Raw genomic sequence first — 12,070 nt, 5'->3', positions numbered from 1 at the left:
CGCACTCCCATCTTGAGATGGGTATCACCTCGCAGTCCGCGCCGGCGTAGACAACGTGCCGCTCAGACACCGCTTACGGAAAAACAGGGGTATAGCCGCCCCAAGCAAATGCGCTTGCCTCTTGGTAAGCTCAAGGTCGAGCCGGAGACTTTCCAATTCCGCGAATTTGAGACCACCGAGGATCACGTTCGCAACCTGACCGCCGCCATCATCGCAGGAAACGAGCTGGACCCGATGACCGTTTGCAAGCGGGGAGAAGGCGATTTCGTTATGGTTGATGGCCACCACCGCCACGCCGCCTACGAGGATGCAGTCTACGCGAAGTCCGTTCCCGTTGTGGTCCATGAGTGCGGCGAGGCTGACGCTATACTGTTGGCGCTGAACGAGAACACGAAGACCAAACTCCCCATGACCAAGACCGAGCGCGACAACGCAGCATGGCGTCTCGTCTGTTCAGAGCATCAGCTGTCCAAGGCGCAGACCGTGAAGGCGACGGGCGTGAGCGACGGCACGGTCGCCAAGATGCGCAGAACCCGCAATGCACTCGACGAGCAAGAACTAGGTCTGCCTGAGACGTGGTGGATGGCCATGCGGGCTGTGAAGGGAATCGAGCAACAGGAGTGGGATGAGGACATGCAGGCACAAGTGATCGAAGCAAGGGCGAACGCGCTGGATGACGCGATTGGCAAGGAGCTGGGTCGCATGGGGCGGCGTCAATGGGAGGCTGTCGCGGTGGTTCTCGAACGCCGCCTCAATAGACAAGTGCTGTCTTATCTCGTGGACGAGCTGCGCAACGACGACGAGGAAGAGGACGATCCCATTTTCTGAGAGCAGGGCCGATTTTGGGCGCAGAAATCTGAGCGGCTAACCATATACTCAGCGAAACGTTATTCTCCCCCATGGGGTGGCGCTGCATGTGTGGGTGGCCGAACCGTGGGATGCTCTGTGACGAGCGCCTTAGAGTCAGAGCCAAACGACCACGAAGCCTAAGCTAGCAGATCGCTCGCTTAGCACCCTGATCCGCAAAAGCTACGCCAAGCCCTAGTCCTATGAATTCTAACAGAGATAGTATCTAGGTTAGGTTCGAGCTGGCCCTTTCGCACGAGGGGTACACGCCAAGGCCCTTTTGTCCGTAAGGGTATACCGCATCGGACACCCCGGTGGCGCGGCGTAAGGCTGTCCGTAAGGGTTGACTTCAATCAACGGACATGAAATCCAACGGACACCACCCTAACGGATAGGAGGCAGGCATGTCGCAAACCATCCTCTACGCTTGCGTCAGCACCGCAGACCAGACCATCGAGCATCAACGGACTCAAGCCGAAGCAGCAGGCTTCAAGGTGGACGAGGTCGTGGCCGATCATGGCGTGTCGGGGGTCAGCACCAAGCTCTCGGAGCGACCCGAGGGCAAGCGCCTCTACGACAAGCTGCGGCGTGGGGACACCCTCGTCGTGCGCTGGGTGGACCGCCTCGGACGCAACTACCAAGACGTGACCGACACCATCCGTGAGTTCATGCGCAGGGGCGTTGTGATCCGCACTGTGATCAACAACATGACCTTTGACGGCTCCACCACCGACCCGACCCAGATGGCCGTGAGAGACGCTCTTATTGGCTTCATGGCTGCTACGGCGCAAGCGCAAGCTGAGGCGACGAAGGAAGCCCAGAAGGCAGGCATCGAGGCGGCGAAAAGCGACCCACGACGCTACCGGGGCAAGAAGCCGAGCTACGACCGCGCTGGGCTGGAGCAGGTGCGCTCGATGCTCTCCGAGGGGGCTGGGACTACTGCGATCTCCAGCGCGACCGGGCTGTCGCGGCAGACGGTGTTGCGCATCAAAGGCGACCCTGTGGCCGCTGAGACAGCTCTAGAGCGCTGGGAAGGGTGAACTGCCCTATCTCTACAGAGAAAGGCCACAGAGTTGCTCTCTGAGGTCTTCAGGCACATGAGGAAGCAGTAATTCCACCGCAGAACTGGCTACGCTTGCCATTGGAGCCTCGGCGCTCTGGAGCCTCGTTACCGAACGGGCAAGAGCAGCAATCGAAAGGCACACGCTGAAATAGACTGCTTCGAAGTGAGACTCGATGTTCCGCGCTTTGTCTTGAGGTCCGTTCGCCAAGAAATCGAACATCTGCGCACCGTAATACGAACCATGGATGACCTCAGAAGCGAAGTCGTGAACCATCGCTTCGACACCTCCGAACAGCAAGGCAGCGGTTCGGTCGTGCTGCCCAATGCACTGAACCATTTCCTCCCTGTTTTCGACAAAGCAGGGACGCACATTTGACGAGCCACCAAAAACCTCCAACGCATCACGAACGCGAGGATCGTCCCGGCGGATAGCGGGCTGCCGCTTGATCCCGAACTTAACGCCCAGCACCTCGCGGAACTGAGTTTGGGTGCGGAACGCTTTATAAACTGAATACAGCTCAGCCTTTTCGGCGCTCTCCCCTTCATCGCTAGAAATGAAAGCCGCGATCAAACAGGTCTCATAGAACACACGCGAAAGCGCAATCGCCTCTTTGACGCGCAGGCTGAGTTCTTGGGTGATTTCGAGGATCGATGATAACGTGCCGAGAGCAGCGATGATCTGAGACGACACGACACTACCCTGCGTCCGCTTTGCTCCATGAGGAAGCTGTGCCGTGGAGAGGATGAAGGAGACATTCGCTTGGTTCAGTTCGAAAGCCAGCTGGTGTAGCCCTTCGTGAGCTGCGGCGTGGCTGGTGGTTTTGAACGTATCCACCTCAAGTCGCATTATAATTTGTCCTTTTGCGAAATCAGCCTGCATCGTCCGACGACAACCGCCGCAACGCAAGTGACTATGGCTTGCCAGCTGGTCACGCCGCTGGTACATACTGGCAGCATGAAGGAGGCGGCTTTTCCTTATAAATCAGTGCGTTGAGGTAGACGCCTGCGGAGTTCAAGTCTCTCCAGCAGCACCACTTCCCCTTCGAAAATCGAATTCCGTTAGCGTCCCGAGCGCTACATCGCGATCCTGACCCACATTAGGGCGAGGGTTTTCGAGAGGGTCCTCTTGTCTTCCACCACCTGATCGAAGGCGCCGCGTCTCAGCACCCGTCGGTATGTCACATCACATTTTCACGCACGTTCGCCTCACGCAAAGGGGAACGGGCGCGACTTCAATATCGGGGTCGAGCACGTATCTTTACTACAGGCCACGGGTCACTTGAGCGACCGTCAGATCGAATTCACCGGGCCGGAAACGAAAGGTACGTCAGGAGGTCCAAAATGACGCGTTGGAAGTTACCAAATGCTCTTTCAGCCAGTATTCTCGCGGTGCTGCTAAGTTCGACCGCGGCATCGGCAGGTTTTTTCTCGAGCTTCTCGCAGCCTCAGGCGCTGCCTGACGGAGCGCAGTATCAGGATGGCACATGGACTGGTTCGCCCGTCCGGCAATACTATGGCTATGTGCAGGCCCAAGCCCATGTGAAAAACGGAAAAATTTCCTCCATCGACATCCTGAGGGCACCGACGGATCGCAGGACCAGCCGATATATCAACAGCAAGGCCCTGCCGATGCTCGAACGCGAGATCGTCATGGCGCAGAATACCAACGTCTCCTACATCTCCGGCGCTACGCTCACGAGCCAGGCTTTTCTGAACTCGGTCCATGATGCGCTGCGGAAATCCCTGAAATAGCCCGGCCATGACAGTCGAGACGCGGCTCATCATGGGAATGCCGATCACGCTCGACATCCCGAATTCAGAGCACACAGGCATTCACGAGCGCGTGTTCGGTTTCTTCACCGACGTCGATATACGCTTCAGTCCGTTCCGGCCGGACAGCGAAGTGTCGCGCTTCAATGCGGGCGAGGTCGGGAATTCCGCACTCAGTTCCCAGATGCGCGACGTGCTGGAAATTGCGCATCGCATGCGAGAGTTCACGGACGGGTATTTCGACATAAGGCGCAACGACGGGACCATCGATCCCTCGGGTGTCGTGAAGGGATGGGCGATCCTCGGCGCGGCCCAATTGATCGAGCGAGAGGGGTTCGCGGATTTCTGCATCGACGCCGGTGGCGATATACAAGTCGGCGGACGCGATGCGTCGCGACAGGAATGGTCGATCGGTATCCGCAATCCTTTCGCGCCGCAGGAGATCGTCAAAGCCGTCAAGCCGAGGGGACAAGGCGTTGCGACCTCGGGAAACTACATCCGTGGCGATCACATCTATGACCCGCATGATCGCGCCCGCCGCATCGAAGGCCCCGTCAGCATTACCGTAATCGGAAGGGACGTCCTCGTCGCGGACCTGCATGCCACGGCGGCCTTCGCGATGGGTGACGCGGGCATTTACTACATCGAAGACCTCGAGGGCGTCGAAGCCTACCAGATCCACCGCGATGGCACTGCCGTGCAAACGACCGGTTTCAAGGAGTTTGTCTTCTCATGATGAGGCTGATCAGACGTGCGTTGAATGGCGTCACCATGTATCGGTTGATGGTCTATTATCTCGGGCTCCTGTTCGTCGGCGGACTTGCCGCGGGGATGACTGGAGCGACATTCCTCGACCCTGCCGGTCTGCTTTTGTCGCTCGTGCTTGCGGTCGCGAGCGCATGGGTCACGAACCGGCTTTTCAGCATTGTGCTCAAGCTGCCGACGAATTCGGAATCCGTGCATATTACGGCCCTGATCCTCGCGCTCATCATGCCGCCAGCGGATATTGCCGACCCGACGACGCTCGCCGCGATCGTGCTCGCGTCGGTCGCAGCCATCGCCTCGAAATTCATCCTGACGATCGGGCACAAACACATCTTCAACCCGGTGGCGCTCGGTGCCGTCGTCGCGGGGATCGGGCTCAACACCCCGGCCTTGTGGTGGGTCGGCGGCACGCCGCAACTGTTGCCTCTGGTGATCCTCGGCGGGCTGCTCGTCGGCTACAAGATAGAGCGCCTCGGCATGATCGCGGTCTACATCCTGTCGAACCTCGCGGCGGTCATCGCGACGACGCCCCCGGGCATGATGGGCATGGCGCTGCAACAAACGCTCCTCTACTCGCCGCTGTTCTTCGCCGGCTTCGCGATGCTCACCGAGCCCCTGACAGCCGCCCATGGCCGTTGGTCACGGCATGTCTATGCGGCCATCGTCGGTGTGTTGTCCTGCTCGAACATCCATATCGGGACGCTATATTTCTCTCCTGAAATGGCCTTCCTCGTGGCCAATATCTACGCCTGGGCCGCGAGTCCGAAGGGACGCTTCAAGATGAAGCTGATCGGTGTCGAGGAGATCGCAGCGAACTGCTACGAGTTCGTTTTTCAGTCGGACCGCGCCCTGAAATTCCGCGCGGGACAGTATCTCGACTGGACGCTGGGACTGGCGAAATCCGACACGCGCGGCAATCGCAGAACCTTCACCATCGCTTCAGCCCCCGGGGCGACTTCGGTGCGGGTCGGCGTCAAGTTCACCTCCGACGGCAGCGAGTTCAAGCGTGGGCTCCTGGAGATGCAGGAAGGCGACCCGATCTATGGCTCCCAGATCGCCGGCACCTTCGTCCTGCCCCGACAACGTGAGAAGAAGCTCCTCTTCATCGCGGGAGGGATCGGAATCACCCCGTTCCGGAGCATGATCGCCGATCTCCTCGAACGCGGCGAGAAACGCGATATCGTGCTGGTCTACGCGAACAGGTCGGCTGACGAGGTCGCATATCGAGAGCTGCTGACGCGCGCGCGAAGCGAACTCGGAATGAAAGTTGTCTACGCGGTTTCCGGGGCCCCCGGCGACGCCTCGACCCTCCCCGGCACAGTGGTCGAGGGCCGAATGGACGAGACGAAACTACGCGAATGCGTTCCCGATCTGGACGAACGGCGTGTCTACGTGTCCGGAGCGAGCGCGATGGTCGCCGGCTTCCGAAAGACACTTCGAAATTGCGGCGTCCGTCGCAGGCGGATTCACACGGATGCCTTTTCCGGACTTTGAGCTCCGCGGAGTTGCCTCAGGTTCGGCAGGCGCTCGACGCGAGGCCGGAGCACGGTGGCTTGCGCCGCCCAACGGGCGGTGGCCGAGAGGACCGGCGCGCGCAAGAGGCGTCCGCCCGGGACCATCGACAGGCTCAGAGGTTCGCGCGCGGTGATGCCGAGGTCTCGTTTGAGGAAGGTTTGCATCGGCGCATTCGGCCCGGCGACTATCCCGGATGAAAAAATATCGCAGGCGGCCTCCAGCGCAGCGCACTGGCTAACCCCTGCGCCGTTTTGAAACGGATAGGTCATGAAATCTCTGAATGAATACAATCATCTATATATGAATCATTCGTATCCGATTTCTGACGCCGTTCACAATACGATTCACGACAACTCACGAAAAAAACGGCGCGGTCGAGGCCGACCAGTCGCTACTCGGAACTCCGGTCAGTCGCAGGGGGCGATGTGGATCGGGACCTCGCGATCGGCACCTATGGTTTCGCATTTCTTCGAGCAGAGCGTCCAGCCCGAGATCGTGGCGCCGGAAGCCGCGAGGGTCAGCGTGGGCACATCCGGACCATCGGTCGTCCAAACCCACCAGCCATCCTCGAAATGACCGCCCGGGCCGGGCTCCATCCCAGCACCCGAGCCTTTCACCGCCGCGCCGACGAGGCGCAGCGTGTCATGGTCGGTCACCTGCCAATGTTCGCGCCAGCCCTCATGCTCGACCGAATGCATCCATTGGAGCGAGAACTGACCATCGCTCGCCAGCGCCACCATCGCGGCGCCGACCATCAGGCAGGAGGCGCTCATGCCATCGCCCGCTTGCGGCCCAGCCAGAGCGCCGCGCCGAACGCGGCGACGAGCGCGAAGCCGATCTCGTCGGTCAGCGGCAACGCCGCGATCAGGGTGAAGCCCGCGACCATGGCCAGCGCGCGCTCCCAGATCGCCAGCGGGCGGCCCAGCCAGCCGATCACCGCAACACCCCAGAGCGACAGCGCCAGCAGCGCCTTGATCACGATGTAGGCGACCGCCGGCCAATAGCCGATCGCGGCGGCGAGTGGCCCACCATCCTGCAGCATCAGCGCGGGCGTGTAGACCGCCATGAAGGGCACGACGAAACCTGCGGCGGCGACCTTGATCGCTTCGAAGCTGATCTTCAGACCGCTCTCCTTCGCAATGGGTGCCGCCGCGAAACAGGCGAGCGCCACGGGGGGCGTCAGGTCCGCGAGAATCCCGAAATAGAAGACGAACATGTGGCTGACGATCAGCGGCACGCCGAGGTCCAGAAGCGCCGGGCCCGCGATCGAGGAGGTGATGATGTAATTCGGGATCGTGGGAATCCCCATGCCCAGCACGATGCAGGTGATCATGGTCAGGATCAGCGACAGGAACAGGCTCGATTTGCCGACGCCGACGATGAACTGACCGAAAGTGGTCGCGGCCCCCGTCAGGGTCATCACGCCGATGATCACGCCGACGAGCGCGCAGGCAATGCCGACGGGAAGCGCGGTCCGCGCGCCATCAGCGAGGCTGTCGCGACAGAGCGCCAAGGTTTCACGCCCGCCCTTCGAGAAGACGTTGATCGCGATCAGCACCGCGATGGCCAGCAGCACCGCCCAGATGCCGAATTCGAAGAAAGCCGCCGCGACCAGCGCCAGCACGACCCAGAAGATCACACGCAGCACCTGATTGGGCAGGCCGAGCGCGACCGACCCGCCGAGAATCAGGAGGCCCGTGAGCGACAGGCCCACGGTACCCGCGAAAAGCGGCGTGTAGCCGGTGAACAGAAGGTAGACGAGCACGGCCAGAGGCAGCAGCAGATACCACCCCTCTTTCAGCGCCTTGCGCGGGCTCGGCAGTTCGGATTTCGCAAGGCCCCGCAGATCGCGCTTTCCGGCCTCCAGATGGACCATCCAGAACGCCCCCGCGAAATAGAGGATCGCCGGGATCAGCGCGGCCTTGACGACCTCGACGTAATCGACGCCCAGCGTCTCTGCCATGATGAAGGCCACAGCGCCCATCACCGGCGGCATGATCTGCCCGCCCATCGAAGACGTGGCCTCGACGCCGCCCGCGAAGGCGGAGCGGTAGCCGAAGCTCTTCATCAGGGGGATCGTGAACTGCCCGGTGGTCACGACATTGGCGACGCCCGAGCCCGAGATCGTGCCCATCAGCCCCGAAGACAGGACCGAGACCTTCGCGGCCCCGCCCATCCTGTGCCCGACCATACCGAGCGAGACATCGGTGAACAGCTTGATCATCCCGGCTTTCTCGAGGAAGGCGCCGAAGAGGATGAACAGGAAGATATATGTTGCCGACACATAGGTCGGGATGCCGTAAATGCCTTCGGTGCCGAAACTCATCTGTTCGATCACCTGCTCGAAGGCGTAGCCGCGATGGTTCAACGGTGACGGCAGGTGTTGGCCGAACATGGCATAGAGGAAGAACGTGCCCGCGATGATCGGCAGCGCCGGACCCATCAGCATCCAGGCGGCGACGAAGACGGTGATCAGAAGCACGCAGCCGACCACGAGGTCGAGCGTGTTCGGATCACCCGCGCGCAGCAGAAGCGGCGTGTATTCGATCCATTGATAGGCGGCGACAGCGACTCCGGCTGCGGCCAGGATATAGGCGATGGAGCGTCCGACCGGACCGAAGCCTCGGGCGATGGCAAGCAGCGGAAAGCCGAGCGCGAGCAGGAAGCCCACATGGACGGCCCGCGCAATCTGGCTCGAGGGGTTGATGACATGGGCGGCGAAGGCGATCTGCCAGACCGAGAAAGCGACCGCGAGCCAGAACAGCGCCCGCCCCTCGCGCGATTGCGGAAAGCCGCCAGCCAGCGGATCGTGCACCGCCGCGTCGACCGCTGCTTCTTCTTTGTTGTCCATGCCTGTCTCCTCCCCCGGTTTGGGCGCTTTGGCCCGAACGATCAGGGGCGACCCGAAAAGCGCGCCGCCCCTCACCTGAGCTCTAGCGGCTTATTTCAGCACGCCCTGCTCCTTGTAGTATTTCTCCGCACCCGGATGCAGCGGGATCGGAAGACCCTGCACCGCCGCCTCGAGCGAGATGCCGTTCGCGGCCGAATGCGCGGCCTTGAGCGTGTCGAGATGTTCGAAGAGTTGCTTCGTCATCTGGTAGGCCTCTTCATCCGAAACACCTTCGCGGGTGACGAGGATGTTGGTGATCGCCACCGTCGGCACATCCGCGTCCTGCCCCGGATAGGTACCTGCCGGGATCACGCCTGCCTTGTAGGGTGCACCGAGCTTTTCGGCGATGTCGGCGGGGATCTCGACGAAGGTCACGTCCTGCGTGGTCGACAGATCCTTCAGCGCCGCGTTGCCCAGCCCCGAGGACTGGAAAGTCGCGTCGAGCTGGCGGTTCTTCATAAGTTCGACCGATTCCGAGAACGGAAGGTATTCGACCTTGCCCAGATCGTCATAGCTCATGCCCGCCGCGTCGAAGATCTTGCGCGCATTCAGCTCGGTGCCCGATTTCGCCGCACCGACCGAAAGGCTCTTGCCCTTGAGATCGGTGATCGTGGTCGCGCCGGCATCCTTGAGTGCGGCGAGCTGGATGTAGTTCGGGTAGATCGCGGCGATCGCGCGCAGCTTGCCGAGCTTGGCCTTGAAGCCCGCATCCGCATTGCCTTCCCACGCATCCTTTACCGAGTCGCCCAGTGCGAAGGCCAGCTCCCCCCGGCCCTGTTGCAGCAGGTTCAGGTTCTCGACCGACGCCTTGGTCGATTGCACCTGAACGCGCACGTCCTTCATGTTCTCGCCATAGACTTCGGACAGAGCCACACCGAGCGGATAATAAACGCCCGAGGTGCCCCCGGTCAGGATGTTGATGAAGCTTTCGGCCTTGGCCACGGGTGCGCTCAAAGCAATCGCCCCGGCGACGAGCGCGCCGAGCTTGATGTGTTGGAACATCGTAATCCTCCCATATGTCATTGCCCGCAGTGAAAAGCGGGACCGGCCCCAAAGTGACGGGTTTTGCGCGGGGATCAATTCAATTCACGTCGATGAAACCAGAAAGCGGAAAATTCTCCGCTTGACGTGAACGACGGCGCGCTCGATCGCAATCAGGGTTCCCGAGCGGAAGTTTCGAATTTCGCTATGCGCTTGACGCTACGAGCCCTATCTGCTCGGAAACAGATGATTTTCTTCTTCAAAGCCCCTATGCGCTCTTTGCCTCCCTTCCGATACTCCCCCGCCCGCTGGCCCGCAGCATTGCGTTGGGCCGTGCTGCTTGCGAGCTCCGCAGTTTTGGCTTTCGCGCTGAGCCTTGCGCATCTCTCGGCTGCGTTTCTGCTGGGTCCGATGGCGGCCGCGATCACGCTCGCCGCGAGCGGCGGGGCCGTGCGTTTGCCGCCTCTGGGCTTCGTTGCCGCGCAAGGTGTCGTGGGGGTGATGATCGCCTCGAAGCTTCCCGCCTCGATCCTGCCCGAGATCGCCCGCGACTGGCCGATCTTCCTTGCCGGGACACTCTCGACCGTGCTGGGGGCGAGCGCGCTCGGCTGGGTGATGGCGCGTGCGGGCGGGTTACCGGGGACGACGGCGATATGGGGTTCCTCGCCCGGTGCCGCGACAGCGATGACGCTGATGTCGGACGATTACGGCGCCGATATGCGCCTTGTCGCCGTCATGCAATATACCCGTGTCGCCTGCTGCGCGATCGCCGCAACTGCCGTCGTGCAGCTCTTCGGCGTGGCACAGGGCGGCGAGGTTGGCACGGCAATGGCTCAGGAGGGTCCGACCGACTTCCTCGGCGCGGCGGAGTCGCTTGCGCTCGGGATCGGGGCGGGCTTTCTGGGGGTGCGGCTGCGCATTCCGGGCGGCGGGCTGCTGCTGCCGATGGCCTTCGGCTTGATCGCCAGCGCCACGGGCCTGCTGGAGATCACCCTGCCCCAGACCGTGCTCGCGATCAGCTACGCGGTCGTCGGCTGGGGCATCGGAATGCGCTTTACCCGTGCCGTGCTGGGCCATGCCGCACGGCTTCTGCCGCGCATCCTCGGCTCGATCATCGCGCTGATCGCGCTCTGCGCCGCTTTTGCCATGGGGCTGGTCTATTTCGCCGGGATCGAGCCGGTGACCGCCTATCTCGCCACCAGCCCCGGCGGCGCGGATTCGGTGGCGATCATCGCGGCGGGCACGCAGGTTGATGTGCCCTTCGTGATGGCGATGCAGATCGCCCGATTCCTGCTGGTGCTGGTCGCGGGCCCCGCGCTCGCCCGCGCATTGTCACGCAGGCGAGGTAATGTGTAACCCGTTCACTCGTTGAACTGGGTGTCACCGTGATTGTAGGGCTGCTGCTGGATCATCAACACGCCCGAATTGTCATCGGGATCGTCGTCGTAATGATCCTTCTCGGTGACGCCCGGCAGTTCCCCGAACGCCCGCGACAGCTTCAACGGAGAGAAGGTGAAGGGAATCTGATCGTGCAGCCACGGCATATCGCGCAGCGCGCTCGACACCGAATCCGCACACATCATCTTGTTGACAGAGCCGTTGCGCTCCACCCGCGCCATCAACTGATCGGCCTGCGCCATCGTCAGTGGCATTTTCTGCGCGCGCACGTACCAGCTCTTGCGGGCATGATAGTCGATGTAGAATTTCCGCATCTTCTCGGTGATGCCGAAATGCACGTCGTTGCGCTCGGGTGCCCAGGGATGGTTCCAGGTGCCCGCCGGATCGAAGATGATCCGCTCGCGCCCGTTGATCAGCAATGCCGAATGCCCGCCCGACCCGGTATTGGTCGAGATCACGGTATAAAGCGTGACCGAAGGCGGCTCGTCGGAAACATAGCGATATTTGGCGACCTCGGCATCCGAGGCGTAAATGTGGTCTGCACCGCAGCCTGCCAGGAAAAGCGGCAGCATCAGGCAGACAAGAAGCAGGCGCATCATCTACCTGATCTCCCGTTCTGAGTGTCTCTCAGCTGCGCCGGTCGCGTCAGCCATTCACCAATGCGAGAAACACCAGAAAACAGATGATCACAATCACCGAAACCGTGACGAAGCGAACAAATCCGTTGAATGTTCTCTCTTGGTCACGAATGTCCATGTTGCCCGGTTTGTACTCGGCCATTGCGCGTTCTCCCTATTGCGCTGATCTCCCAGAGGGAAAACTAGCCGAGCTGCGACAGGCTG

General features: G+C 61.4%; 13 protein-coding genes. 6 read left to right on the top strand and 7 right to left on the bottom strand.

What is annotated here, in order from left to right:
* Nucleotides 1–828: ParB/RepB/Spo0J family partition protein (locus B6V73_RS15230; RefSeq protein WP_346426030.1), on the top strand; the 828-nt coding region annotated here is incomplete at its 5' end.
* Between the two features lie 422 nt (nucleotides 829–1,250).
* Nucleotides 1,251–1,886, top strand: a complete 636-nt coding sequence (locus B6V73_RS15225; protein WP_088725649.1) for a recombinase family protein — start codon at nucleotides 1,251–1,253, stop codon at nucleotides 1,884–1,886.
* Nucleotides 1,887–1,898: 12 nt separating this feature from the next.
* On the opposite strand, the gene B6V73_RS15220 is transcribed toward B6V73_RS15225, so the two are convergent.
* Complete coding sequence (locus B6V73_RS15220; protein ID WP_088725648.1) at nucleotides 1,899–2,756, bottom strand: hypothetical protein; 858 nt, start codon at nucleotides 2,754–2,756, stop codon at nucleotides 1,899–1,901.
* Nucleotides 2,757–3,250: 494 nt separating this feature from the next.
* Here B6V73_RS15220 and B6V73_RS15215 point away from each other — a divergent pair, with 494 nt between their 5' ends.
* From B6V73_RS15215 to B6V73_RS15205, 3 genes are read left to right on the top strand one after another with little or no spacing between them, the layout of a single operon-like run.
* A complete protein-coding gene (locus B6V73_RS15215; protein ID WP_075775981.1) occupies nucleotides 3,251–3,661 on the top strand; it encodes an FMN-binding protein in 411 nt (136 codons plus the stop codon).
* 37 nt (nucleotides 3,662–3,698) lie between these two features.
* The gene (locus B6V73_RS15210; protein WP_206185584.1) at nucleotides 3,699–4,415 is read left to right on the top strand and encodes an FAD:protein FMN transferase; all 717 of its coding nucleotides are present in this window, start codon (nucleotides 3,699–3,701) and stop codon (nucleotides 4,413–4,415) included.
* Nucleotides 4,412–5,938, top strand: coding sequence for a hypothetical protein (locus tag B6V73_RS15205; protein WP_088725646.1), 1,527 nt, complete (start codon nucleotides 4,412–4,414; stop codon nucleotides 5,936–5,938). Before B6V73_RS15210 ends, B6V73_RS15205 begins: the two co-directional genes overlap by 4 nt.
* On the opposite strand, the gene B6V73_RS15200 is transcribed toward B6V73_RS15205, so the two are convergent.
* From B6V73_RS15200 to B6V73_RS15185, 4 genes are all read right to left on the bottom strand, one after another.
* Nucleotides 5,911–6,228 (bottom strand): hypothetical protein, encoded by a 318-nt coding sequence (locus tag B6V73_RS15200; protein ID WP_088725645.1) that lies wholly within the window; start codon nucleotides 6,226–6,228, stop codon nucleotides 5,911–5,913. The genes B6V73_RS15205 and B6V73_RS15200 overlap by 28 nt on opposite strands.
* A gap of 138 nt (nucleotides 6,229–6,366) precedes the next feature.
* The gene (locus tag B6V73_RS15195) at nucleotides 6,367–6,732 is read right to left on the bottom strand and encodes a DUF1850 domain-containing protein (protein WP_088725644.1); all 366 of its coding nucleotides are present in this window, start codon (nucleotides 6,730–6,732) and stop codon (nucleotides 6,367–6,369) included.
* Nucleotides 6,729–8,810 carry a TRAP transporter permease gene (locus B6V73_RS15190; RefSeq protein WP_088720327.1) on the bottom strand — a complete coding sequence of 694 codons (2,082 nt, stop codon included), beginning with the start codon at nucleotides 8,808–8,810 and terminating at the stop codon, nucleotides 6,729–6,731. The genes B6V73_RS15195 and B6V73_RS15190 overlap by 4 nt, the downstream gene beginning before the upstream one ends.
* A 90-nt stretch (nucleotides 8,811–8,900) precedes the next feature.
* On the bottom strand, nucleotides 8,901–9,851 hold the full coding sequence (locus B6V73_RS15185) for a TAXI family TRAP transporter solute-binding subunit (protein WP_075775976.1): 951 nt from the start codon (nucleotides 9,849–9,851) through the stop codon (nucleotides 8,901–8,903).
* Between the two features lie 186 nt (nucleotides 9,852–10,037).
* Between B6V73_RS15185 and B6V73_RS15180 the strand changes: the two genes are divergently transcribed.
* Nucleotides 10,038–11,186: an AbrB family transcriptional regulator gene (locus B6V73_RS15180; protein WP_346426029.1), complete on the top strand. Its 1,149-nt coding sequence runs from the start codon at nucleotides 10,038–10,040 to the stop codon at nucleotides 11,184–11,186.
* Between the two features lie 5 nt (nucleotides 11,187–11,191).
* Here the strand turns inward: B6V73_RS15180 and B6V73_RS15175 are convergent, their stop codons facing one another.
* Together B6V73_RS15175 and B6V73_RS15170 are read right to left on the bottom strand one after the other, a co-directional pair.
* Nucleotides 11,192–11,827, bottom strand: a complete 636-nt coding sequence (locus B6V73_RS15175) for a hypothetical protein (RefSeq protein WP_240504148.1) — start codon at nucleotides 11,825–11,827, stop codon at nucleotides 11,192–11,194.
* A 46-nt stretch (nucleotides 11,828–11,873) separates the two neighbouring features.
* Complete coding sequence (locus B6V73_RS15170; protein WP_075775975.1) at nucleotides 11,874–12,008, bottom strand: aa3-type cytochrome c oxidase subunit IV; 135 nt, start codon at nucleotides 12,006–12,008, stop codon at nucleotides 11,874–11,876.
* Nucleotides 12,009–12,070 lie beyond the last annotated feature (62 nt).

The sequence above is a fragment of the Thioclava sp. JM3 genome, from assembly GCF_002213185.1.
Lineage (GTDB): Bacteria > Pseudomonadota > Alphaproteobacteria > Rhodobacterales > Rhodobacteraceae > Thioclava > Thioclava nitratireducens.
The sequence above is the reverse complement of the archived record's forward strand: the minus strand, read 5'-3'. Positions and strand labels throughout refer to the sequence as shown.